We start from the raw sequence: 22,609 nt of genomic DNA on the forward strand, positions 1-22,609 counted from the left end.
TCACGGTAGGCACAAGGCTGGAGGGCTGCTATCCGCGGAACGACCATCCCTGTCCGGTTTGCGAACGACCCGCGCCCGGTGGCCTCCTGCTGGTCCGGCGGCTCCATCCGGCGTGCTTACAATCGCGGCATGCTCCCGCATCCAGCCGAACTCTTCGCGACTCATCGCGTGGCTGCGGGCCGGGGTGTCGACGAGGTCCGGCACGCGCTCTCGGAGGTCTTCCTCCCCGTCGAGTTCCCGGGAGCCGGCCGCGCGGGAACTGTCGACATGACGCTCAACGCGCTCCATGTCGGCCGGGTCACCTGCGGCTTCATGCAGTTTCGCGATGAGGTCAGCATCGAGACTGTGGAGGCCGAGAACTATCATCTCGACATCCCGGTCAACGGCCGCGCGGTCATGAGGGCCGGGGCCGGCCCCAAGATCTACGCGACACCGCGTACCGCCGGCGTCTTCACCCCCGGCAAGCCGGTGCGGCTCGACTGCAGCGCGTGGTTCTCGCAGCTGTCCGTGATGATCCCCCGCGCCGAGCTGCAACTCGAGATCGAACGCCTGCTCGGCAGGGAGTGCATCCGCCCGCTCGAGTACTCGAGCGAGCTTGACGTGACGGGGCCGGGCGGCCGGATGCTGATGCAGGCTCTGCGGATGATCGACGAGGCCGCCGCCGTCGAGGGCGGCCCGCTCGGACATCCTCTCGCGCGACTGCGGCTGGAGCAGACGCTGATCCAGTCGATGTTGTTCGTCCAGCCGCACAATCACTCGGCCGCTCTCCAGCTCACGGCACCCGCGCCCGGCGCTCGCCCCGTCTCGCGCGCCGTCGACTTGTTGCGGGCCGACCCCGGGCACCCCTGGACAGTCGTCGAGCTGGCTGCCGCGGTGTCGGTGAGCGCACGCAGTCTGCAGCAGGGCTTCCGACGCTCGCTGGACACCACGCCCATGGCCTACCTCCGTATGGTGCGGCTAGAGAAGGTGCGGGAGGACCTCACGAAGGCCGAGCCCGGGACGGACAGTGTGACCCAGGCCGCCACACGGTGGGGTTTCCTCCACCTGGGGCGGTTCGCCGCAATGTACCGCACCGCGTTCGGCGAACACCCGTCGCAGACCCTGCGGTCGCCCTGACCGGGGTCGGCCAGCGGAACCAGTCGAGCACCGAAGCTGCGCGCGGGACTGACGCGCGCGGTCGTCAGGCCGCGACCACCGCAGCCTCCTCGTCCGCCGTCGCGGCGACGGTGTCGTCTGCGGCGCGCCGGCGACGGACGGTGAGCAGGTGTCCGAGGGCGATCAGGCCGAGACCTGCGGTCGCCCAGAGCGCCAGCCGCAGACCATCGAAGCCGAACGCTTGACCGGGGAAATACGTGAGCGCTCGGGAGGCGTCGAGCCAGGCGGCGCCGTTCCAGAAGGTGTTGAGGCCGGCGAAGAACGCCGGTTGCAGGTCCTGCGGGAAGATGCCGCCGCAGCTGGTGACGTTGAGCATGACGAACAGCAGCGTCAGGGCCGGTGTGGTCCAGCGGCCGAGGAACGGGTGCAATCCGACGCCGATGGTGATGATGCCGAACGTGTAGAGGGAGGCGAGCAGCCAGATGCTCCACTCGTTGCCGTTGAGCACGTGGAAGAGGGGCCCGGCGACGACGGCGCCGACGCCGGCGACGACGAGGGCGGTGGCCGCGGAGACGGCGACACGCCACCCGACCGCCAGCTTGGCCGTCACGGCGGCGAGCGCGATGGCGCTCGAGTAGCCGCCGACGCTGAGGGCGACCATGAGGAAGAACAGTCCCTGACCGGTGCCGTCGTCGGCCGGGACGGGGTGCACGTCGTCGATCGTCACGGGCAGGTGCTGCTGGTACGCGATCGGCAGGAAGAGCTTCTCGGCCGCCGACGACTGCGTCTCCGAGGCCGCGGTGGAGACGTAGATCGTGGCATGCGTGGCGTCCGCCTGGTACGCGGCGGCGAGTTTCTGGTCGGTGAGCAGCTGCTTCGCCTCTGCGGCCGTCTTCACGGTCGTCACATCGAGCTCGGCGGGGGCCTTGTCGTTGAGGGTCTGCGCGAACACCTGCGCGGCAGGTCCCTCTCCGACGATGGCGACGGGGATGTCGTGCGGCTGTGGCGCGTGGAATGCGCCCAGGTAGGCCAGCGCCATCCCGCCGACGAGGAACAACGGGATCAGGATGTGGGAGCCCAGCGACTTCCAGAACGCCGCGGGGGGCCAGAAGTGCGGGCGCGCGATGCTCGGCGGTACGGGTGCGATGCGGTGCGTCGACATGCGGTGGTGGGATCCCTTCGAAGTTGCTTTATGCAACATAGAGGAGAGTGTTGCGCTATGCAACTCAGCGGGCGATAGACTTCTGCGGATGACCAGGGACGGGCGCGACGCATCCATCGACCGGGTACAGCGGGAGCTGACCACCGTCGGGCGACGCGGCACGGCCCGGATCCGCCGCGAGAATGAGGCGATCTCGACGGTCGACCGATCGCTGCTCGCCTACATCCGTAGCCATCCAGGCTGCCGGGCGGTGGAGATCGCGGCGCACTTCCAGCTGAACCGCTCGACGGTCTCCCGCCAGCTCGCCGCGCTGCTCGGCCACGGGCTGGTCGCGACGGCGGGCACTGCCGCATCCTCCCCCGGACGCGGTGTTGCGCTGCAGCTCACCCCGCAAGGCGAGCATGTGCTGACCTCGGCCGCCGAGTTGCTGCACCGAGACATGACCGAGCGGCTCGCCGACTGGAGCGAAGAGGAAATCGGACAGTTCGCCCGCCTCTTGGAACGGTACAACGGCGACTCGACCGGCTGAGCCCCGCCGTTCTGGGGCGAGGAGGGGCCCCGTATTAGGCGGCGGCGCGCCTCACGAGCGCCGCTATCGTCGCCGCACCGCGATCGTCGAGATGGTCGACCGCGTACGCGGTGGGCCACAGCCCACTGGCGTCGTCGAGAGCCGCGTCAGGGCTGAACCCGAGGGTGCTGTAGCGGAGCTTGTCCTGCAAACCGCTGCGATAGAAAACGACGACCTTGCCTCCCCGCCACCAACCGGGCTGACCGTAGTAGAGCTTCGGCTGAAGATCCGGCACCGCTTCCGTGACGATCTCGTGAAGGCGCTCGGCAACCGCACGGTCCGGCTGGGGCATTGCGGCGATCTTCTCTCTCATCGCGGTCGCATCGGCCGCAGCCTTGTCTGCGGCCTTCGCCGTGCGCGCATCCGCTTTCAGCTCTGCAGCCCGCGTTTTCATTGCGGCGCGCTCCTCGGCCGAGAACCGTCCCTCGCCGTCAGCTGTCGTCGCCATCGCCTGTGCCCCCTCGCGGATCCGTTTCTCCAGGCTAACGCCGGCCGCGGGCGCGCGCGCGCTAGTAGCTCAACGGCTCCCTGTGCTCGGTGTGAGTTGCGCGATGAAATCCAATGCGTCCTCCGCCATGCCGGGCGAGATGTCGTGCCCGGCGTCGGGGTAGATCCGCTCGACCACCGTCGAATGCGTGGGCAGGAATGCGCGCATTCGCTCGATGTCGTGCACGGTGATCACGTCGTCCTTTGCTCCGTGGCCCCAGAACACCGGCGGCCGCAGATGACCGAGCGTCGCGTCTCCTCTTTCACCGTCGTCGGTCGTGAAGCCGCCGAGGGTGACGACGAACGCGAGACGGTCAGGCGCCCGCCGCATCGCCTGGAGTGCCACCGCCCCACCCTGCGACCAGCCGACCGCACCGACGACGGCGTCGCCGAGGTTCTCTGCGATCCAGGCAAGCAGCCCGTCAGCGGCGGGAGCAGCATCCTCGGACAGCGCGCCCTGCCGACCGTCGTCGCGCACGCGGAACCACTCGAACCGGTCACCGAGAGGCAGGGGCGCCTGCAGCAGCACCGTGCGCCACGGCGACGGCGCGCGCTCGGCTATCCAGGCCAGATCGTCGCGAACGCCGTAGCGGCCGTGGAGGAAGAGCAGTACCGGATCGGTCGTCGCCGACACTGTCTGATTCAGCCCCGCCGCTCGGTGGCGAGCAGAGACCACACCTGCTTGTCGTGGAAGACATCTCCGACGGGCCACGCCTCCCGGAGCACGCCATCGAGGGTCATCCCCAAACGACGGGCGACCGCGGAACTCCTCTCGTTGTCACTGCGGCACCGCCACTCCGCCCGGTGCATCCCTCGGACGTCGAACGCGTAGGCGAGCAGCTCTCGCACGGCGCTCGTGATGTGACCGTTCCCTTCGGCCCCCGGTTCGAGCCAGCATCCGACCTCGAACGCGCGCGTTGCCGCCGAGAACTCCACGAACATGACGCCGCCGACGAGGACGTCGTCGGTCCAGATGCCGTAGATGCCTGCTCCGTCCCGGGCGGCACGGTCGGCGTAGCGCTCGAGGGTGGCACGCGCACCCTCCACGTCGGTGGTGACGAACGACGGCCCCACCCACGGGCGGATGTGCTCCCGCGCGCGGTCGAGGTGCGTCGCGAACTCCTCCGCCCGCCACGGCTCCAGTGGCCGCAGAGTACCGCCGGAGGACAGCGTCTGAGAGAACATGGGCACACGCTACACGGCGAACCGTTCGCTGGATTCGCGCCGTCTGGGTCAGCGACGACTGGCGAGCTCTCCGGCGACAGCGTCCGCGACCTCGTCGCGGTTCAATTCCGGCCGCGCGGCCGCGATCTGCTCCGCGAGCGCCGTCAGGTCGGCGTCGGAGAACTCGACGTCCTGCGCGGTCGCATACGACGTGCGGAGAAGCGCGGCCTGCGCCAGGAAGAACGCGAAGTGACCAGGGCTCCTGGTCAGGTACAGCTTTCCGCCGGCCAGGCCGAAGGCATCCCACTGCTGCGCGGTGATCGCCTCCACGAACCCGTTGGAGAAGATCGCAATACCCGGGACGGGAGCGGCGCCGGCCTCACGGTTCTGGATGCAGAGCGGGAGGAACGAGGAGCCCTGGATGCCTTTCAGGTCGTCGATGGTTGCCATGTCGATTTCATCTCCTATGAGTGCTGCGTTGAAAGAGAGCGCCTGCTCCTTGAATACGTTCGCGTCGACACGTCCGCCGTTGCCGAGATTCGCACCTGACGTGAACTGGTGCCCACCGATCTGCTCAGGCGCCCATGACCCCAACGGTTGCGGGAAGCCCCACTGATCGATGTCGTACCAGGCGACGAGTGCCTGTGCCCCTGTGGCGCGGACAGCCGCCCAGGAGGAGCCCTTCATCGGCGAACCCGAAGCGTACATGAACACGCGTCGCGGGTCTCCGCCGACGAGCGCTTGTACCGTTCGGATCCAGCGGGCCGCCTCGTCGTCGGAGTACATGTTGCCGTCGTCGAGCACCTCGTTGTCGAGGACGAAGAAGTCCCCCGGTTCCGGGTTGCGGAGGTTGCGAACGTAGAACTGCGCCGCCACTTCCGGATCGTGCCCGCCGGTCACCCAGTAGTGGCCGGTGATCATGCCGTGAGCCCGCGCGAGATCGACACGGCCGGCGTACGAACCGGACACGTACCGGGGAATGTTGTCCCCACCGAGCTTCACGTAGCAGACACGGACACCCTGCTGGTAAGCGAGAGCGAAGTCGAACACAGCGTTGTTGCTGGACAAGTCGACGCCGAGAATCGTCACCTCTTAATTGTCTGCGCAGCAGCGGCGAACGTGACTAGTGGATGCCACCGCTCACGGCCTTGTTCAACGTTGTAGAGTGGAGCAAAGTTCCCCAGGGAGGACGAATGGCGGCAACGCTGCACGACGTGAGCCGACTGGCCGGTGTGTCGATCAAGACGGTCTCGAACGTGATCAACGACTACCCGTACGTGCGCGACACGACACGACAGCGCGTCCTCGCCGCCATCGCGGAGCTCGACTACACCCCGAACCTGTCGGCGCGGAGTCTCCGATCGGGCCGCACCAACGTGATCAGCCTGATCATCCCGGAGCTGCGGAACGCCTACTTCGCCGAGCTGGCCGACTCCGTGATGCGGGCCGCCAGCGAGCACGGCCTGTCAGTGCTGATCGAGCAGTTCGGCAACGACCGCGCGAGCGAGCTCACCGTGCTGCGCAACCGGCGAGGCCGCATGGTCGACGGCATCCTGTACAGCGTCCTGGCCCTCGACGAGTCCGACCGACAGACCATCGCCGAGGTGAGCACTCCGATGGTTCTGCTCGGGGAGCGCATCTTCAACGGCCCCAAGGACCACGTCACCATGCAGAACGTCGAGGGCGCGCGGGCAGCCACGGAACTGGCGCTCGCGGGCGGCCGCCGGCGCATCCTCGCCGTTGGGGCTCATCCGGGCGAAGCGATCGGCTCCGCCGGTCTGCGGCTCGCGGGCTACCGCGAGGCCCTGGAGGCGGCCGGGATCGAGTACGACGAGCGCTTCGTCGTCCCTGCCGGCACCTGGCACCGCGCCGACGGCGCCCGCGCCATGCGGACGTTCCTGGAGACCGGGCACGAGTTCGACGCCGTCGTCGCCTTCAACGACACGCTCGCGCTCGGCGCGCTTCGCGTGCTCCAGGAGGCCGGATTCCGCGTGCCGGAGGATGTCGCGCTGGTCGGGTTCGACGACATCGACGAGACCCATTACTCGATGCCGACGCTCTCCACGATCGACCCCGGGCGCGATGACATCGCGCGCCGGGCTGTCGAGCTCCTCCTCCGCCGCATCGAGAACGACTCGGAGCCGTTCGAGCCGGAAGAGATCGCGGTACCCTTCCGGGTCATCGCGCGCGAGTCGACTCCCGCTCCGGTGGGCGCCGTGAGCCCGGTGGCCGCCGACGCCTGACCGCGGCGAAGAACGTACGGGCGAGGAGGGGGCGACGGCGGCCGGATCGCCGTCGCCCCCCGCTCACGACGGCCGGCGCGTCGTCACGATGTCAGCTCAGCAGGATCTCGGTCCACGAGACCGCGGGGAGCGGGATGCGCAGCTCCGAGCCGTTGCGGTGGACGGGAAGGTCGCGCAGGGCGACACGCTCCGGGTCCTCGCGCGTGTTGGCCGCATCCAGATCGGGGTCGCTCAGCGTGCGGGCGGAGGCCGTCAGTGCGGCCGCATCGGCGCCCAGGGTCGCCAGGTCGATGACCAGCTCGGTCGGGTGGTCGACGGCGCGGTTGACGGCGAAGATCGCGTAGTGGCCCGCTTCCTCGTCGTGCGTGGCCACCGCATCCACCAGGGGGACCGCTCCGAAGCGCTCGGTGTCGTAGCTGCCGACGGTGACGTCGAGGCTCAGCGCGACGCCGCGGCCGTGGGCCGAGGTGGCGGCGAACGGGAAGAAGGTGGTCTGCTTCCAGGCCGGTCCGCCCGGCTCCGTCATGATCGGCGCGATCACGTTGACGAGTTGCGCGAGGGAGGCGCTTGTGACCCTGTCGGCGTGCTTCAGGAGCGTGATCAGCAGGCTGCCGAAGACGACGGCGTCGGAGACCGTGTACGTGTCCTCCAGCAGACGCGGGGCGACCGGCCAGTTGTCCGTGCCGGTGATGCGGTCCACGTTCTCGAAGCGGGTGTTGTACCAGATGTTCCACTCGTCGAAGGAGATGTTGATGGTCTTCGAGCTGCCCCGGACCGCCTTGACGCTGTCGGCGGTGGCCACCACGCTGCGGATGAAGTAGTCCATGTCGACGCCGGAGGCGAGGAAGCTGCCGAGGTCGCCGGTGTTCTCGTAGTACGCGTGGCACGAGATGAACTCGACGTCGTCGTAGGTGTGGCTGAGGGTGACCCGCTCCCACTCGCCGAAGGTCGGCATCGACGAGCTGGAGGAGCCGCACACCACGAGCTGCAGCTCGGGGTCGTACATCTTCATCGCCTGCGCCGTCTTCGCGGCGAGCCGGCCGTACTCCTCCGCCGAGCTGTGCCCGAGCTGCCAGGGGCCGTCCATCTCGTTGCCGAGGCACCACATCCGCACGTCGAACGGCTCGGTGCGCCCGTTCGCGATGCGCTGCTTCGACAGGGCCGATCCCCCGCGGTGATTGGCGTACTCGAGCAGGTCGAGCGCCTCCGACACCCCGCGGGTGCCCAGGTTGACCGCGAGCATCAGGTCACTGCCCACCTTGTCGAGCCAGGTCTGGAACTCGTGCAGGCCCACCTCGTTCGTCTCGGTGGAGTGCCAGGCGAGGTCCAGCCGCTCCGGCCGCTGATCGCGCGGACCGACCGAGTCCTCCCAGCGGAACCCGGAGACGAAATTGCCGCCGGGGTACCGCACGGTGGTGACGCCCAGTTCCTTCACGAGGTCGATCACGTCCGTGCGGAAACCGTCGGAGTCCGCGGCCGGGTGGCCGGGTTCGTAGATGCCGTCGTAGACGGCCCGGCCGAGGTGCTCGACGAACGAGCCGTACAGGCGCGGATCGATCGTGCCGATGGTGGCAGAGGAATGGAGGGCGAGGTGCGCTTCGTGCATCGGATCTTCCGTCAGTGGGTGGTCGGGCGGGCGGTGTCGGGCTGGGCGGAGTCGGGCAGGGCGACGTCGGGGAGGGACGACAGCCGGCGGGCATGCCGGCGGTAACGTTCGGCGACCGGGTTCTGCACCCGCAGCAGGCCCTCAGGCGACTCGGCGAGGTCGTACAAGCCCATGGTGAGAAGGTGGTCGGCCCGCGGACGGTCGGTGTGCCGCCAGGTCCACTCGTACATGTCGAAGAGCGGCCACCAGACGTAACCGACCACCGGAGTTCCTTCGGCCCGCATCCGCTCGACGAGGGAGAGGGAGTCGTCCAGCCAGCCGATGCGCTCGGCGACCGTCCCGGTGACGCACGTCTCGGTGACCATGACCGGCGCGTCGTACCGTGCGGCGAACGCGGCGAGCGCCTCACGGAGCCCGTCCGTGCCGCGGTCGATGCTCGGTCGTGGGTCGGCGAAGCCGCCCCCGTGGTGGACACCGGGCTCGAACAGTTCCGTCGAGTGCCGCGGGTAGTAGTTGACGCCCATCACATCCGGCCGCACGGCGTGCGAACGGAACCAGTCGAACTCGTCATCGCTCACCGCGCCGGCGAGCCGATGCCGCAGCGGGTGCGACGCGTCCACACCGCCGGTGACGAGGTCCTCCACCAGGTGCACCTGATGGCGCACCCGCTGCGCCTCGTCCCGGTGCTCCGGTGCGGTGTCGTCCCCAGTGAAACTCATGGCGGCATCCACGTGCACGAAAGTCGCGCGGTCGCCGATCCGCGCGGCCAGGGCCTCCTGGCTCAGGACGAACCCGCGCGCCAGGTTGGCGGCGATCGCGGCGAAGCCCGCCGCCCCGGTCCGGTACGGCGGCCAGTAGCCGTACTCGCCGGAGAACAGAGCGTGGATGACCGGCTCGTTGACCGGGGTGTAGTCGACGACCCGGTCGCCGTAGCGTTCGCCGAATCGGTCGGCGAACTCCGCGACGTGCTGCGGATAGTCCGCGGCCGCGAACTGGCCCTCCAGCCAGAGCGGAGTCCCGTAGTGGAGCAGGTCGATGATCGGGCGCAGGCCCGCGTCGAGCAGCGCATCCACGGCCCGGTCGGTCCAGTCCCAGTCCCACCGGCCGGGCTCCGGGGCGATCCGATACCAGGGCACGCCCCAGCGCAGTACCTCCGCACCGACGCCGGCGGCGAGGGCGAAGTCGTCACGGTAGCGCTCGTAGTGCTCCGTCAGCGCGTACTCGTCGATCGCACGCTCGCCGGGCCGCTCCTGCGGGACGAACGTGTCCTCGATACCGAGACCGAGGTGCAGGCGGCCGTCCTCGAACCAGCGCGGCGCCGTCACTTCAGCCCCGTGGTCGCGACGCTCTCGATGAAGCGGCGCTGCATGATGAGGAACATGACGGCGAGCGGCAGGACCGCGATCAGCGACCCGGCCATCATCGTGCCATAGGGGATGATGCCGCTGGGCCCGGTGAGGAGTGTCAGACCCGAGGTGATGGTGCCCATCTCCGGCGAGGTCGTGAAGACGAGCGGCCAGAGCAGGTCGTTCCAGTTGTTCACGAACGTGAAGATCGCCAGCGTCAGCAGAGCGGGCACCGCGTTCGGGAGCACGATGCTCCGGAAGATCCGGAACTCTCCTGCCCCGTCGATCCGGGCGGCGTTGTCGAGGTCTCGCGGCAGGGCGATGAAGAACTGCCGGAGGAAGAAGATGCCGAAGGCGTCGGCCGCGCGCGGGATGATCAGCCCGGCGAACGTGTTCACCCAGCCGAGCTGCGCCACCAGCTGGTAGACGGGGATGAGCGTCGCCTGGAACGGGATCATCAGGCTGGCGACGATGACGATGAGGATGACCCGGTTGCCACGGAAGTCGATGCGGGCGAGCGCGTACGCCGCGAGCGAGTCGAAGACCAGGGCGAACACCGTGACGCCACCGGCGAAGACGAGACTGTTGACGAACAGCCGGCCGAACGGCAGATCGCTGAAGATCTTGGCGAAGTTGTCCAGCGTCCAGGTGCCGGGCAGCAGTGTCGGCGGGTAGGCGTTGATCTCCGAGGCGGGCTTGAAGGCGGTGAGCACGATGACGATCACCGGCAGCAGCACAATGAGGGTCAGCACGAGGGCCGCGGCGAAGAGGAGCCAGCGTTCGGTGGAGCGTCCGATCCGCCGGCGGCGCGGAGCGACGGTCGGCCGGCTCGGTGCGGTGCGGGCGACGGTGGCGGTCATGCGAGGTCCTTCTCACGGCGTCCGAAGAAGCGGAACTGGATGAGGCTGAGGATGAGCGTCGCGGCCAGCAGCACGTATGAGAGCGCTGTCGCGAGGCCGAGGTCGAGCTTCTTGAAGCCCTCCTGGTAGATCTCCATCACGACGGTCTGGGTCGAGCGGTAGGGCCCCCCGCCGGTCATGACGTAGATCTGGTCGAACGCTTGCAGGGCGGCGATCATCGCGAACACGACGACGAATGCCAGCGTGTTGCTGAGCTGCGGGAGGGTGATGCTCACGAACCGCCGCCAGGCGCCGGCTCCGTCGATCTTCGCCGCTTCGTACAGCGACTCCGGGATCTCCTGCAGGCCGGCGATGAAGATCACCATGTAGAACCCGAAGTTCTTCCAGATGGCGACGAGCACCACGGTCGGCATGGCGAGCGCCGGATCCTGCAGGACGTTGCCGAGTTGCACGCCGACGCTCCGCAACCAGTAGTTGAGGAGACCGACCTGCGGGTCGAGGAGGTACGTCCAGGCGAACGCGGCAACGGCGAGCGACACGATGAACGGAAGGAAGAGCGCCGTGCGGAAGAAGCCGCGCCCGATTAGCCGGCGGTTGGTGAGCAGGAGGGCAAGCAGGAGCGCCGCGATCAGCGCTGTCGGCGTGAACAGGACGGTGTAGAGCGCGGTGTTTCCCAGCGTCGCGAGGACACGGGGGTCGGTGAACACCTGGACGTAGTTGTCGAAGCCGACCCACTCCTCCAGCCCGAATCCGCTGGCGTTCGTGAACGACAACCGGAGGGCCGACAGCATCGGCCAGCCGACGAAGGCGATCAAGACGATCAGGGCCGGGAGCATGAAGAGCAGCGCCAGCGGGCCGCGGCGGCGCCGGGATCCGCGCCTGCCTCCGAGCGGCGCCGGTGGCCGGTACGGGCGGCCGGTGCGGGAACGAGTGAGAGTGGTCATGATCGCTTTCGAGGAAGTGGTGGACCGCCGAGTGGACCGCCGCGGCTGCGGCGGTCCACCGGGATCACTTGCCGAGGGCCTGCTGCACCTGCGAGGAGGCCGACTTCAGCAGCGCCGCCGGGTCGCCGCCGGCGAGGGCCTTCTGGGTCGCCTCATCGACCGCTGACAGAACATCCGTGCTGTTCGCGACGCCCGGGAGCAGCGGGCGCGCGTCTCCGACGAGATCGGTGAGCGAGGCCACGATCGGGCTGGAGGCGACGGCGGACGACGGGATGTCGGTGCGCAGGGGCGGCCAACCGGAGCCGATGGACCACTTGGTGGCGACATCCTTCGTGAAGAAGTAGTCGAAGAACTTCTCCGCGGCCGCCTTCTTGGTCGAGTCCGCCTGGGCGGTGACCGCGGCGGAGATGCCGATGGCCGACGCCGCCGATCCCTTCGGACCGGCCGGGATGCCGGCGATTCCGTAGTCGATCTTGTTCTCGGTGGCGACGCTCGCCATCCACGGGCCGCCGATCTCCATCGCGGCCTTGCCGGAGGAGAACAGCTTGTCACTGGCGACACCGTCGAGCCCGGTCGGTGAGATCTTGTCGGCGGTGACGGCCTTCGACCAGTAGGAGAGCGTCTCGGTGTTCTCCGAGGAGTCGAGCGCCGACTTCGAGCCGTCGATGATCTTCCCGCCGTTGCCGTAGAAGAGGCTGGCCCAGACACCGTTGCCGACGGTGGCGTGGTCGGGCAGGGCGAGGCCATACTGCTCAGGCGTGCCGTCGCCGTTCTCGTCGACGGTGAGCTTCTTCGCGTCGGCGACCCACTCGTCCCACGTCTTCGGGAAGGAGCTGATGCCGGCCTTGTCGAACAGTGCCTTGTTGTAGATGACGGAGAGCGGCACGAATCCGGTCGGGACGCCGTAGTACGAGCCCTCGATCTTCTCCATGTCGACCGCCGCGGGGCGGATCGAGGCCTTCTGGGTCGCGTCGCTCGCGTAGAAGTCGTCGAGCTTCGCGAAGGCGCCCTTGGAGGCGTAGACCGGCAGGTTCTCGGCCGGCATCGCCACGATGTCGGGACCCTTCTTCGCCGAGAGGGCGGGGAGGAGGGTGTCGCCGATGACCGCCCACGTCTTGGTGGTGGTCTTGATGGTGATCTTGTCCTGGGACTTGTTGAAGTCGTCGACGATCGAGTCGAGCACCTTCCCGTCGGCCTCGGTGTAACCGTGCCAGAAGGTGAGGGTCACCGGGCCGGAGTCGCTGGAGCCCGGGGAGCTGGAGCAGCCGGCCAGCGCCAGGGAAGCGCCAACCGCGACGGCGAGCGTCGCAAGCAGTTTCTTCATTGAATGCCTCTCGTGGGACCGACCGCTTCGTCGATCGGATCGGATTTACAACGATGCACTATAACGTTGTAGAAAGGATTCTACGAAGCTGTCGCCGCGGCGTCAAGCGCTCAGTGCGTAGCGATGAAGGCGCCCAGCGCGTGGTCCGCGAACGCCGCCCGGAGCGCCGGAAGGGAGCCTGCGCGCCTTACGCGGCGACGTCGTCCCCGGCGTCGTCGTCCCCGGTCTCGCCAGCGAGGGCCGCCTCCATGACGCCCAGGCGCGCCCAGAGCTGGCTGTCGACGCCGTAATGCCGCCGGGCCACTGCCAGGCCCGCCTGCGCCAGCCGGCCGATCCCGCCTGGTGCGTCGATCAGCTCCTCGATGCGGTGCGCGATGTCGTCGGCCGCAGGCTGCACGATCAGGAGGTTGCGGCCGTCCATGAACAGCCGGTTCTGATCGAGCGCATCCGTCGCCACGATCCCCGCGCCGCAGAGCGCCGCCTCGATCACGGAGCCCAGCGGGAAACCGTCGAACGCGTTCGTCGACAGGACGCCGGGCCGGTTCGGGGAGAGGACCAGATCGATGCCGCTGAAGAACGTCCGCAGTTCCTTGGTGGTGAGGACGCCATGGAAGGTGAGGACGTCCTCCAGGCCTGAGATGTCCACCTCGCGCTCGGAGAACCCTCCGATCACATGGGCCTCGACCGGGATCTCCCGCTCGCGGAGCCCGCGCACCGCGTCGAGGAAGACGTCGTAGCCCTTGTCCTCGCCGCGTTCGGTGTACTTGTGGGCGGCGAAGGCGAGCCGCAGGACCGGCGACCCGGACGGGTAGTAGTCGGTCCGGAATCCCGCGCCCGGCCCGAGGTACAGCGGGCTCACGACCACCCCGAGGATCTCGTGCACCGCGACCTCCGGGGCCAGCGCGCGCACGCGCTCGGTGACCAGCGGTTGGGTGGTGATGACGCCGCGCAGCAACGGCGAGGCGAGAACAGCGTCCAGCTTCGCATCCGCCTCCGCGTCGCCGAGGTTGAGCCCGCCGCCGGGGTACAGGGTCACAACGAACGGCGTCCCCGTGGCGTGCAGATCGTCGAGGAAGTAGGCGGCGTTGTTGAGGAAGGTCATCCAGGCGAGCGACGCACCCTCCAGCGCGTCCCTCGAGTACGGCTTGACCCGATCCGCGAACTCCGGGTACTCGGCGACGTAGAGCGGCAGTTCGTCGAGCAGCGGCTGCGTGGTGAGCACCTCGGCGACGGCGTTTCGCTTCATGAGCCAGTTGAATTCGGCGACGCGGAAGCCCGTCGCCAGGCGCGGGAAGATGTCGTCGAGGATGACGACGCGCCCGCGCGACGTCATCGGCCCACCACCTGCTTCAGCTGACGTGCGGCGCGGCCGGGCCAGCTGCGCACGGGAACCTGCCGCATGCGGGCCCAGACGTGTCGGGCGAGCTCTCCGCTCGGGGTCGTCATGACGGCCCCGCGCCAGGTCTCGCCGTACTCCAGCTGCGACAGGTACTGGCGGGTCACCTCGGACATCTCGTGCGTCTCGTCGCCGGCGAGGGCATGGAGGCTGAGCTCGGTGAACCCGTAACGGGAGCGCAACAGCAGAGACGTGTTCTCGTCTCCGAGGAGGATCCGCAGCGACCGGAGCCCGTGCACCCGGTTCGCCTCGGACATGATGCACGGGAGGTTGCACCAGAGCAGGGCGATCTCGCACGCGCGCTCGTCCGGGAACGCGACGTGCGGGTTGACCATCGAGTCGCCGAAAGCCTCGATCAGCAGCTCGTCGCTGCATCCGTCGAAGAAGCGCTCGTCGACGGCGATGTGCTCGTTGAAGCCCCGGATCACGTTCGCGCGACTGTTCGCGCTCGCGTTCTGTTCGGCTTCGAGCAGCCGGAAGCGGACCAGGTCCTCGTCGCCCAGCACACGGATGGGCCAGTGCTTGACGAGCGCGATCCAGCGGTCGAAGTCGGGCAGCTGACGCATCCGGTTGTCGTACAGTCCGTACTCGGTGTAGAACTCGCGCCGGATGAGCACGCTGGGGTGGCAGAGCGCGTTGCCGTTCTCGAAGAAGTGCCGCAGCCACTGCGCTTGCGACCGGTTGCGTTGCCGGAAGATGTTGTGCCAGTGCGGGATGCGCTCGGGAGCCAGGAGCTCGCCGGACTCGCCGACGAAGCGGGCGCTCGTGAAGACGGCCCCCAGCTCCGGGTGCGCTGCGAACTCGTCGAGCTGGCGCTGAAGCTTATGCAGCTCCCAGGCGTCGTCGGAGTTGATCACGGCGACGAACTCGGCCCGAGCCTGCTGCACGGCGAAGTTGAGTGCGGAGGCGGCGCCCTGGTTCGTGTCGAAGCGGTAGACGCGCACGCGGGGATCGGCGAACCGCGCGACGACCTCCATCGACCCGTCCTTCGATGCGTCGTCCACGATGATCAGTTCGAGGTCGGTCATCGTCTGGTCGAGGACGCTGGAGATCGCCTCTTCGATCCAGCGCTCGTGGTTGTACGACGTCATCACGACCGAGACGCGCGGAGCAGGACCAGTGACGCGCGGGATCGGGAGGGCGGTCTGCGACGGCAGCGGATTGGCCGGGCCGTCCAGCACGTCCGCGAGCTGCACCGCCCGCGCTTCGAGATCGTGGAGCAGCCGGGTCAGCTCGACCTGGACCTCGGGCGTCGACAGCTCGATGTAGCGGGGCAGCAGGCTCCGGATGCGCTCGTCACGCTCGCGACGGGAGGTCTTCGACCACTCACCGCCGGAGTGCTGGCGGTAGAGGGTCAGCACCTGCGGGATGAACCCCGCGTCGCCGAACGCGAGCGCGGACAGGTTGACCATCCAGTCGTACGACGTGATCTCGAAGACCTCGGGCGAGAGACGCTCGAGGACGTCCGTGCGGTACATGCACGCGCTGAAGGTCGCGAACCAGTTGACCTCGGCCAGACGTCGCGCGTTCACCGACGTCGACATCCGGGCGAACCCGATCGCCGGCGCGATGCTGGCGCTGCCCGTGGACTCGTCGTGCAGCAGCACGCGGGAGGCGACCATCGAGTGCTCGGGATGCGCGAGCAGGTGGTCGACCTGCAGCCGGAGCTTGTCGACCGAGATCCACTCGTCGTCGCCCTCGAGGACAGCGACGAACTGGCCGCGGGCGGCGGAGAATCCGCGCGCGTAGTTGAGGGTGATCCCCAGACGCGGCGCCTCGTCCAGCACGGTGATGTCGAGCTCGCTGCTCTCCGACCATGCCAGGAGTCGCTCGCGCGTGCCGTCCGTCGAGGAGTCGTCGGCGACGATCACCTCGAAGGGATGCGGGCTCACTTGCGCCTCGATGGAGGCGATCGCCCTGTCGATGAAGTCGAGGTGATTGTGCGTGACGAGAAGCACCGTTGCGACCGTGTCGGTCAAAGCACTCCTCCCTTCTGGTGCCAGCGGACGATGTCCGCGATCCGATCTGCGTCTTCCAGGCTCAGCCCGCCGTAGAGCGGCAGCGCGATCACCTCGTTCGCCGCCGTGCGGGCCACCGGGAGGTGCTGCGCGCTCGGCAGGGTGTCGTACGGCTCGACATCGCTGCACAGCGGCGAGAAGTACTTCCGGCTGATCACGTTCAGCGAGCGCAGCGTGGTGTGCAGGTCGTCGCGGCTGCTCCCGAACTCGTCGGCGTCGATGCGCAGGACGAAGTACTGCACGATGCCGTCGCCGCCGGACACCACGCGCAGCCCGGGGATGCCGTCGAGCGCTTCGAGGTACCGCGTCGCGACGCTTTGTCGCTGGTCGATCTCCGCATCCATCATGTCGAGCATGGACAGGCCCATCGCGGCGTGCACTTCGGACATCTTGCCGTTCAGCCCGATGCCTTTGACGTCGTGCTCGTTGACGATCCCGAAGTTGCGGATCAGCCGGAGCCGGCGGTCAAGGTCCTGATCGGTCGTGATGAGCGCTCCGCCCTCGACCGAGTGGAACAGCTTGGTGGCGTGGAAGCTGAGCATCGTGATGTCGCCCAGCCGGTGTCTCTCGGCATCCACCACGGGCGCCGTGCGGCCGAAGATGTGGGCGCCGTCGTAGATGACGCGCAGGTCGTGGCGCTGGGCGATCTCGTCGATCGCCTCGGTGTCGCAGAAGCGCCCGTAGACATGGGTGCCCATGATCGCCCCGACATCGGGCGTGAGCGCATCCTCGATCAGCGTCGGGTCAAGGGTCAGGGAGTCGTCGATGTCGACGAAGACCGGCTCCAGGCCGAGCAGGGAGATGGCGTGGACCGTCGCGGGGAAGGTGAACGGCGTGACGATGACCTTGCGGCGTTCGAGCTGCAGCGAGCTGACCGCCGCCAGGAGCGCGCTCATCCCGTTGTTCCAGAGCGAGACCCGGCCGGCGCCGACCCGCTCCCCCACGGCGAGCTCGAGCATCTCATGCATCGGGCCCATGTTGGTCAGGATGTTCGTCGCCCAGATGGACTCCAGACGACGGACGTACTCGGTGAGCGGCGGGAGCGCAGGGCGGCTCACGTACACCGGCCGCTCGAAGGGCAGCGGAGCCCTCACGAACGGCTCGCCTCGATGAAGGAGCGGTGGGTCGCCAGCACGCCCTCGCGATCGCGATGGCGGAGGCGGCGGTTGCCGAGGTACACGCCCCACGGTTCGAGATCGCGGGTGACGACGGTGTTGGCGCCGACGGTGGCCCCTTCGCCGATGGTCACGCCGGGGAGCACAACGGCGTTCGCGCCGATCACGCAGAACCGGCCGATGGAGACGGGCGCCCGAGTGGTGTTCCGGTAGGCCTCGTCGAGCGTCGAGTTGCCGAATCCCCATCCGGTGAAATCGTCGGTGCCCGTCAGGATGCGCGCTCCCTGCGAGAGGGCGACGAAGTCACCGAGCGTCACCTCCTGGCCGCCGGTGATCGACGAGAAACAGGCGAGGTGCACGTAGTTTCCGAGGGTGATCGTTTCGCGCGCGACCACGAGGACGAAGTCATCGATCAGCACGGGATCGCCGAAGCGGATGTTCTCGCGCCCGATGATTCGGGCGCCCTCATAGATCGTCTGCAAAATCCCTCCGGCAGCTAGTATCCCGTACTACGGGGACCGCCCGTTCTACCCTGGCCGCAATCGGGCCCTGTGGGACTCTAGCCGTGCGGCACGACCGCCGTTTCTGCGGGGCCTGCAGTGGCCCAGGAAGCGAGGAGCCGAAGTCGCTCGGCGGACGGGGATCCGGGCTCGGCCGTGTAGACGAGCAGGACGTGCCCGGGCTCCGCCGTGATGGCGAACTCCTCGTAGGCGAGGGTGAGGTCGCCGACCAGTGGATGGTGGAACCGCTTGGTGCCGGCGCCGTGGGCACGCACGTTGTGGGCTCCCCACAGCTGCCGGAAGGTGTCGCTTCGGGTGGAGAGTTCGCCGACGAGATCTTGCAGGGCCCGGTTGTGCGGGTCGCGTCCCGCCTCCGCCCGCATGACGGCGACGCACATGTCGGCGAACAGGTCCCAGTCCGGGTAGAAGTCGCGCGACGCAGGGTCGAGGAACTGGAAGCGGGCGAAGTTGGGGGTTCGTCCGCCGTCGCCGATCAGGGGCGAATAGAACGCCCGGCCGAGCGCGTTGAAGGCGATCACATCGGACTTCGCGTCGCGGACGACGGCAATGCCGTCGGTGAACGCCTCCAGGGCCCAGTGCAGGCTCGGCCGAGCTGCAGGGCTCTTGGCCGGTCGCCGACGCTGGCGACCCGACACCGGGATGCCGTCGGCGGCGCGGGCGAGATCGAACAGGTGGGCCCGCTCGGTGTCGTCGAGCTGGAGCGCCCGGGAGACGGCATCCAGAACCGCGGCCGATACTCCCGCGATCCCGCCGCGCTCCAGCTTCGCGTAGTACTCGACGCTCACGTCGGCGAGCATCGCCACCTCGGAGCGGCGCAGCCCGGGGACACGGCGACCCGTGCCGGCCGGGAGTCCGGCCTGCTCGGGTGAGAGCCTCGCGCGACGCGACATCAGGAATTCACGCACTTCGCCGGGGTTGTCCATGCTGTCGAGGGTAGAGGCGGATGCGGCCGTGAGGGATGCTCTGCCAGTACACCTCTTGTCAGGGACTCCCTCGTGCGCGGGGGTCCGGCTTTGCTGGTGTTCGTGACAGAAACCCTCGCCCCCGTCCACCGGGTGCGCGCCGGCCGAGCGCTGGCGACGCTCCTCCTGGTGCTGACGGTCTTCGGACCCATCTCCATGGACCTCTACCTTCCCGCGCTTCCGGCCCTGACCGCCGAGCTGGGCGCGGCAACCTCCCTGGCCCAGCTGACGGTCACCGCCTGCCTGATCGGCCTCGCCGCCGGGCAGCTGATCGCCGGACCGCTCTCCGACCGGTTCGGGCGGCGCGGGCCCGTGCTGATCGGAGTGACGGCGTACGTCATCGTCTCTGCGCTCTGCGCCGCGAGCCCGACCGTCGAGGTCCTGATCGCCGCCCGTCTCGTCCAGGGGATCGCCGGCGGCGTGGGCATCGTTATCGCGCAGGCCGCCGGTCGGGACGTGTACGAGGGAGGACGGCTGATCCGGTTCTACGGACGACTGACCGTGATCGGCGGGTTCGCTGCGATCGTCGGCCCACTGCTCGGCGGCGCATTGACGGCGGTGCTGGATTGGCGTGGTCTGTTCCTGGTCCTGTCCGTGATCGGCGCCGTCATCCTCGCCTGGGTGGCATTCGGGTTGCCGGAGACGCTGGCCCGCGAAGCGCGGACAGCGGCAGGTTTCGCCGTCATCGGCCGGGACATGCGGCTGTTGTTCTCCGACCGTCGCTTCGTCGGATCGGTCGTCGCGCAGGGCTTCGTCTACGCGGCGCTGTTCGCCTACCTCAGCGGCGCGACCTATGTGCTGCAGGGCATCTACGGCCTGTCGCCTCAGGGATACGCCCTCGCCTTCGGGCTCAACTCCGCCGGGTTCATGGCGTTCGGCTACCTCGCCGGACGCGCGAGCGAGCGGTGGAGCGTCCTGGGGACGCTCGTCACGGGTCTGGCGGCCGCCGGGCTGGGCGCCGCTGGGCTCCTGGTCGCCGGCTTAACGCACGTGCCGCTGGCCGTGGTGATCGTCTCCTTGTTCCTCCTGGCGGCGGGCACCGCGATCACCAGCCCTCCTTCGACCACACTCGCCCTCGCCGATTACCCGCAGATCGCGGGCACCGCATCCTCTCTCCTGGGCGCGGCGCGATTCGCCTTCGGCGGCATCGCGGCTCCGCTGGTCGGCATCGCGGGGTCGCTCAGCATCCTGCCGCTCGGGCTCGTCACGACGATCTCGATCCTCATGGCGGCCGCATCCGGCCTCGTCTTCCTCGCACGTCCGGCCCGGGCGCACGCTCCGGCCGGCCCCACCACCATCCCCTCAACGGAAGGAACACCCACATGCGTGGAGTAGTCATGTACGCCCCCGGGGACGTCCGCGTCGAAGAACGCGACGACCCGGCCATCCAGGAGCCGACCGACGCGATCATCCGCGTCTCGGCCGCCTGCATCTGCGGCTCGGACCTCTGGCCGTACCGCGGAACCGACGCCGTCACCGAGCCCACCCCGATGGGACACGAGTACGTCGGCGTCGTCGAGCAGGTCGGCGACGACGTGACGAACGTGAAGGTCGGCGACTTCGTCGTCGGGTCGTTCTTCGCGTCCGACAACACCTGCGAGATCTGCCAGTCCGGCTACCAGTCGCGGTGCGTGCACGCCGTACCCATGGGCGCTCTCGGCACGCAGGCCGAGCTGCTGCGCGTCCCTCTGGCCGACGGCACCCTCGTCGCGACGCCGACCGCGCCGACCCCGAAGCAGGTCCGCGGGCTGCTCGCCGCCTCCGACGTGCTCGGCACGGGATGGTTCGCCGCGGTGGCCGCCGAGGCCGGGCCGGGCAAGACGGTCGCCGTCGTCGGCGACGGCGCGGTCGGGCTGCTCGGTGTCCTCGCGGCGAAGCAGCTCGGCGCGGACCGCATCATCGCGATGAGTCGCCACGCCGACCGCCAGGCGCTCGCCCTCCGGTTCGGAGCGACCGACATCGTCGAGGAGCGCGGCGCTGACGGGGTCGCGAAGATCAAGGAGCTCACCGGTGGACTCGGCGCGCACTCGGTGATCGAGGCGGTCGGCACCCAGGAATCGATGATGCAGGCGATCCGCTCCACCCGCCCGGGCGGGCACGTCGGTTACGTCGGCGTCTCGCACGACGTCGAACTGCCCGGCCTCGAACTGTTCTTCTCGGGCGTGCACCTGCACGGCGGACCGGCACCGGTCCGCCGCTTCCTTCCTGACCTGATCGAGCTGATCATGAATGATGAGATCGATGCCGGCGCGGTCTTCGACCTCACCCTCCCGCTCGACCGGGCGGCCGAGGGGTACCGAGCAATGGACGAGCGCCGGGCCATCAAGGTGCTGCTGGAGACGGAGAACGCATGATGATCCTGGTGACCGGCGCATCCACGGGCCTGGGGCTCGCCACGGCCGAGACGCTCGCGCGCGCCGGTCACCAGGTCGTCCTGCACGCACGGCGGCCCGACCGGATCACCGACGCCTCGGTGCGCGATCGGATGCACGCCCTCGTGTTCGGGGACCTCTCCGACGATGCGGAGACGCGGGATGTCGCCCGGCGCGCGGCCGAGTTCGGCCGCTTCGACGCGGTCATCCACAACGCGGGAGTGATCGACGGGCCGGTGACCGCCGTGAACGTGATCGCGCCGTACATCCTCATGGCGACGCTGCCCGCGCCGCAGCGCTCGATCGTGCTCAGCAGCGGGATGCACCTCTCCGGTTCCGCGGACCTCGAGCGTGCGTTCGCCGGCCGGGGCGACTACTCGACCAGCAAGCTGCTGGTCACAGCGCTCGCGATGGCTGTGGCGGACCGAACGACGACCCTGTCGCACGCCGTCGATCCCGGCTGGGTGCCGACGCGAATGGGCGGCCGCGGCGCCCCGGACGACCTCGAGGAGGGGCACCGCACCCAGGACTGGCTGGCGACGGCGGATGCGTCTGAGATCCGGCCCGTCACCGGCGGGTACTGGCACCACCGGCAGACCAGAAAGCCTCACCCGGCAACGGTCGACCCGGCGTTCCAAGCAGCTCTGATCGAGCGGCTCGCCAACCTCACCGGGCTGGCCCTCCCCGCGTGACCCTTGCAGGAGTTTCGAACGCGCATCGTTTGAATCTCCTGCAGGACTACCAATCGAAGGAGGTCCTGGCCCGATTCTCCTTCGTTACGCCGCGGCGTCAGGGTCGGCGCGCTCAGAGCACGTCGTAGGTCAGGTGCGTGGCGGCGGGCGTGACCACCGCCGACCGCTGGCGCAGGGTCCGCGGAGGCGCATCCACGAACAACGGAGTACCCGACCCGAGCAGCACCGGCGCCAGGTGCAGGGTCAGGATGTCGACGAGTCCCGCGGCAACCGCGGAGCCGATCACCGCCCCTCCGCCCATCAGGACGACATCGAGGTCGCGTCCGCTCGCCGCTGAGGCCGCCTCGGCCCGCTCGCGGGCGGTACGGATGGCGTCCGCGAGTCCGGTCGTGACGAAGGTCCAGTCGAGTTCGGACAGCCGGACCGACGTCGGCGCCGCACTGGTCACGACGATGAACGGTGGCCTGCCCACTTCGGCGGCGCCATAGCCGACCTCGTCGCTCCAGCCGTCCGGGCCGTCGATGATGTCGAACAGGCGGCGACCCATTATGACGGCGCCGGAGCGGTTCGTGCCCTGCTCGAGCAGCCCCTGCTCGTCGGGGTCGTCGGAGAACGCCCAGGCGTGCAGGGCGTCTCCGCCGTCGCCCATCCCGTTGTCCAGGGCGACGTTCGGTCCGGCCACAAAGCCGTCGAGGGAGACGGAAATATCTGCGATGACCTGGGTCATGAGGAACT

The 22,609-nt window shown here is 68.8% G+C and carries 22 protein-coding genes; 6 read left to right on the forward strand and 16 right to left on the reverse strand.

Annotated features, from left to right (window positions below; translation table 11 throughout):
* Window positions 1-129 precede the first annotated feature (129 nt).
* On the forward strand, window positions 130-1,116 hold the full coding sequence (locus tag AB4Y74_RS13995; protein WP_441799665.1) for an AraC family transcriptional regulator: 987 nt from the start codon (window positions 130-132) through the stop codon (window positions 1,114-1,116).
* A 64-nt stretch (window positions 1,117-1,180) separates the two neighbouring features.
* Here AB4Y74_RS13995 and AB4Y74_RS14000 read toward each other — a convergent pair whose 3' ends face one another.
* Window positions 1,181-2,257: a hypothetical protein gene (locus tag AB4Y74_RS14000; protein ID WP_441799666.1), complete on the reverse strand. Its 1,077-nt coding sequence runs from the start codon at window positions 2,255-2,257 to the stop codon at window positions 1,181-1,183.
* An 88-nt stretch (window positions 2,258-2,345) separates the two neighbouring features.
* Between AB4Y74_RS14000 and AB4Y74_RS14005 the strand changes: the two genes are divergently transcribed.
* Window positions 2,346-2,786, forward strand: coding sequence for a MarR family winged helix-turn-helix transcriptional regulator (locus tag AB4Y74_RS14005; protein WP_441799667.1), 441 nt, complete (start codon window positions 2,346-2,348; stop codon window positions 2,784-2,786).
* Window positions 2,787-2,820: 34 nt separating this feature from the next.
* On the opposite strand, the gene AB4Y74_RS14010 is transcribed toward AB4Y74_RS14005, so the two are convergent.
* From AB4Y74_RS14010 to AB4Y74_RS14025, 4 genes are all read right to left on the reverse strand, one after another.
* Window positions 2,821-3,273, reverse strand: a complete 453-nt coding sequence (locus AB4Y74_RS14010) for a DUF1801 domain-containing protein (RefSeq protein ID WP_441799668.1) — start codon at window positions 3,271-3,273, stop codon at window positions 2,821-2,823.
* 69 nt (window positions 3,274-3,342) lie between these two features.
* Complete coding sequence (locus AB4Y74_RS14015) at window positions 3,343-3,945, reverse strand: alpha/beta hydrolase (RefSeq protein ID WP_441799669.1); 603 nt, start codon at window positions 3,943-3,945, stop codon at window positions 3,343-3,345.
* Between the two features lie 8 nt (window positions 3,946-3,953).
* A complete protein-coding gene (locus AB4Y74_RS14020) occupies window positions 3,954-4,496 on the reverse strand; it encodes a GNAT family N-acetyltransferase (RefSeq protein ID WP_441799670.1) in 543 nt (180 codons plus the stop codon).
* 48 nt (window positions 4,497-4,544) lie between these two features.
* On the reverse strand, window positions 4,545-5,564 hold the full coding sequence (locus tag AB4Y74_RS14025) for a GH25 family lysozyme (protein ID WP_441799671.1): 1,020 nt from the start codon (window positions 5,562-5,564) through the stop codon (window positions 4,545-4,547).
* A 104-nt stretch (window positions 5,565-5,668) separates the two neighbouring features.
* Here AB4Y74_RS14025 and AB4Y74_RS14030 point away from each other — a divergent pair, with 104 nt between their 5' ends.
* Window positions 5,669-6,718, forward strand: a complete 1,050-nt coding sequence (locus AB4Y74_RS14030) for a LacI family DNA-binding transcriptional regulator (protein ID WP_441799672.1) — start codon at window positions 5,669-5,671, stop codon at window positions 6,716-6,718.
* Window positions 6,719-6,809: 91 nt separating this feature from the next.
* Here AB4Y74_RS14030 and arfA read toward each other — a convergent pair whose 3' ends face one another.
* The 10 genes from arfA to AB4Y74_RS14080 form a co-directional block, all read right to left on the reverse strand.
* On the reverse strand, window positions 6,810-8,324 hold the full coding sequence (gene arfA / locus AB4Y74_RS14035) for an arabinosylfuranosidase ArfA (protein WP_441799673.1): 1,515 nt from the start codon (window positions 8,322-8,324) through the stop codon (window positions 6,810-6,812).
* Window positions 8,325-8,335: 11 nt separating this feature from the next.
* Complete coding sequence (locus tag AB4Y74_RS14040; RefSeq protein WP_441799674.1) at window positions 8,336-9,649, reverse strand: family 1 glycosylhydrolase; 1,314 nt, start codon at window positions 9,647-9,649, stop codon at window positions 8,336-8,338.
* Window positions 9,646-10,530 carry a carbohydrate ABC transporter permease gene (locus tag AB4Y74_RS14045; RefSeq protein WP_441799675.1) on the reverse strand — a complete coding sequence of 295 codons (885 nt, stop codon included), beginning with the start codon at window positions 10,528-10,530 and terminating at the stop codon, window positions 9,646-9,648. The genes AB4Y74_RS14040 and AB4Y74_RS14045 overlap by 4 nt, the downstream gene beginning before the upstream one ends.
* Complete coding sequence (locus AB4Y74_RS14050; RefSeq protein WP_441799676.1) at window positions 10,527-11,474, reverse strand: carbohydrate ABC transporter permease; 948 nt, start codon at window positions 11,472-11,474, stop codon at window positions 10,527-10,529. The genes AB4Y74_RS14045 and AB4Y74_RS14050 overlap by 4 nt, the downstream gene beginning before the upstream one ends.
* A gap of 64 nt (window positions 11,475-11,538) precedes the next feature.
* A complete protein-coding gene (locus AB4Y74_RS14055) occupies window positions 11,539-12,798 on the reverse strand; it encodes an ABC transporter substrate-binding protein (protein WP_441799677.1) in 1,260 nt (419 codons plus the stop codon).
* Window positions 12,799-12,985: 187 nt separating this feature from the next.
* The gene (locus AB4Y74_RS14060) at window positions 12,986-14,131 is read right to left on the reverse strand and encodes a glycosyltransferase family 4 protein (protein WP_441799678.1); all 1,146 of its coding nucleotides are present in this window, start codon (window positions 14,129-14,131) and stop codon (window positions 12,986-12,988) included.
* Window positions 14,128-16,173 carry a glycosyltransferase family 2 protein gene (locus AB4Y74_RS14065; RefSeq protein ID WP_441799679.1) on the reverse strand — a complete coding sequence of 682 codons (2,046 nt, stop codon included), beginning with the start codon at window positions 16,171-16,173 and terminating at the stop codon, window positions 14,128-14,130. Before AB4Y74_RS14065 ends, AB4Y74_RS14060 begins: the two co-directional genes overlap by 4 nt.
* The gene (locus AB4Y74_RS14070) at window positions 16,170-17,306 is read right to left on the reverse strand and encodes a DegT/DnrJ/EryC1/StrS family aminotransferase (protein WP_441799680.1); all 1,137 of its coding nucleotides are present in this window, start codon (window positions 17,304-17,306) and stop codon (window positions 16,170-16,172) included. Before AB4Y74_RS14070 ends, AB4Y74_RS14065 begins: the two co-directional genes overlap by 4 nt.
* A complete protein-coding gene (locus AB4Y74_RS14075; RefSeq protein ID WP_441799681.1) occupies window positions 17,303-17,809 on the reverse strand; it encodes an acyltransferase in 507 nt (168 codons plus the stop codon). Before AB4Y74_RS14075 ends, AB4Y74_RS14070 begins: the two co-directional genes overlap by 4 nt.
* A 77-nt stretch (window positions 17,810-17,886) precedes the next feature.
* Window positions 17,887-18,771, reverse strand: coding sequence for a helix-turn-helix domain-containing protein (locus AB4Y74_RS14080; RefSeq protein ID WP_441799682.1), 885 nt, complete (start codon window positions 18,769-18,771; stop codon window positions 17,887-17,889).
* A gap of 102 nt (window positions 18,772-18,873) precedes the next feature.
* Here AB4Y74_RS14080 and AB4Y74_RS14085 point away from each other — a divergent pair, with 102 nt between their 5' ends.
* From AB4Y74_RS14085 to AB4Y74_RS14095, 3 genes are read left to right on the forward strand one after another with little or no spacing between them, the layout of a single operon-like run.
* Window positions 18,874-20,145, forward strand: a complete 1,272-nt coding sequence (locus AB4Y74_RS14085; RefSeq protein WP_441799683.1) for a multidrug effflux MFS transporter — start codon at window positions 18,874-18,876, stop codon at window positions 20,143-20,145.
* A complete protein-coding gene (locus AB4Y74_RS14090) occupies window positions 20,133-21,164 on the forward strand; it encodes a zinc-dependent alcohol dehydrogenase family protein (RefSeq protein WP_441799684.1) in 1,032 nt (343 codons plus the stop codon). The genes AB4Y74_RS14085 and AB4Y74_RS14090 overlap by 13 nt, the downstream gene beginning before the upstream one ends.
* Window positions 21,161-21,874 carry an SDR family NAD(P)-dependent oxidoreductase gene (locus AB4Y74_RS14095; RefSeq protein WP_441799685.1) on the forward strand — a complete coding sequence of 238 codons (714 nt, stop codon included), beginning with the start codon at window positions 21,161-21,163 and terminating at the stop codon, window positions 21,872-21,874. Before AB4Y74_RS14090 ends, AB4Y74_RS14095 begins: the two co-directional genes overlap by 4 nt.
* A 112-nt stretch (window positions 21,875-21,986) precedes the next feature.
* On the opposite strand, the gene AB4Y74_RS14100 is transcribed toward AB4Y74_RS14095, so the two are convergent.
* Window positions 21,987-22,601, reverse strand: a complete 615-nt coding sequence (locus tag AB4Y74_RS14100) for a dihydrofolate reductase family protein (RefSeq protein WP_441799686.1) — start codon at window positions 22,599-22,601, stop codon at window positions 21,987-21,989.
* Window positions 22,602-22,609 lie beyond the last annotated feature (8 nt).

The sequence above is a fragment of the Leifsonia sp. RAF41 genome, assembly GCF_052114085.1.
Lineage (GTDB): Bacteria > Actinomycetota > Actinomycetes > Actinomycetales > Microbacteriaceae > Leifsonia.

What these genes read in the sequence shown, in the direction of transcription:
- AB4Y74_RS13995 (WP_441799665.1), top strand. Translation starts at nt 130, where the DNA reads ATGCTCCCGCATCCAGCCGAACTCTTCGCGACTCATCGCGTGGCTGCG.
- AB4Y74_RS14000 (WP_441799666.1), bottom strand. Translation starts at nt 2,257, where the DNA reads ATGTCGACGCACCGCATCGCACCCGTACCGCCGAGCATCGCGCGCCCG.
- AB4Y74_RS14005 (WP_441799667.1), top strand. Translation starts at nt 2,346, where the DNA reads ATGACCAGGGACGGGCGCGACGCATCCATCGACCGGGTACAGCGGGAG.
- AB4Y74_RS14010 (WP_441799668.1), bottom strand. Translation starts at nt 3,273, where the DNA reads ATGGCGACGACAGCTGACGGCGAGGGACGGTTCTCGGCCGAGGAGCGC.
- AB4Y74_RS14020 (WP_441799670.1), bottom strand. Translation starts at nt 4,496, where the DNA reads ATGTTCTCTCAGACGCTGTCCTCCGGCGGTACTCTGCGGCCACTGGAG.
- AB4Y74_RS14030 (WP_441799672.1), top strand. Translation starts at nt 5,669, where the DNA reads ATGGCGGCAACGCTGCACGACGTGAGCCGACTGGCCGGTGTGTCGATC.
- arfA (WP_441799673.1), bottom strand. Translation starts at nt 8,324, where the DNA reads ATGCACGAAGCGCACCTCGCCCTCCATTCCTCTGCCACCATCGGCACG.
- AB4Y74_RS14045 (WP_441799675.1), bottom strand. Translation starts at nt 10,530, where the DNA reads ATGACCGCCACCGTCGCCCGCACCGCACCGAGCCGGCCGACCGTCGCT.
- AB4Y74_RS14050 (WP_441799676.1), bottom strand. Translation starts at nt 11,474, where the DNA reads ATGACCACTCTCACTCGTTCCCGCACCGGCCGCCCGTACCGGCCACCG.
- AB4Y74_RS14055 (WP_441799677.1), bottom strand. Translation starts at nt 12,798, where the DNA reads ATGAAGAAACTGCTTGCGACGCTCGCCGTCGCGGTTGGCGCTTCCCTG.
- AB4Y74_RS14060 (WP_441799678.1), bottom strand. Translation starts at nt 14,131, where the DNA reads ATGACGTCGCGCGGGCGCGTCGTCATCCTCGACGACATCTTCCCGCGC.
- AB4Y74_RS14080 (WP_441799682.1), bottom strand. Translation starts at nt 18,771, where the DNA reads ATGGACAACCCCGGCGAAGTGCGTGAATTCCTGATGTCGCGTCGCGCG.
- AB4Y74_RS14090 (WP_441799684.1), top strand. Translation starts at nt 20,133, where the DNA reads ATGCGTGGAGTAGTCATGTACGCCCCCGGGGACGTCCGCGTCGAAGAA.
- AB4Y74_RS14095 (WP_441799685.1), top strand. Translation starts at nt 21,161, where the DNA reads ATGATGATCCTGGTGACCGGCGCATCCACGGGCCTGGGGCTCGCCACG.
- AB4Y74_RS14100 (WP_441799686.1), bottom strand. Translation starts at nt 22,601, where the DNA reads ATGACCCAGGTCATCGCAGATATTTCCGTCTCCCTCGACGGCTTTGTG.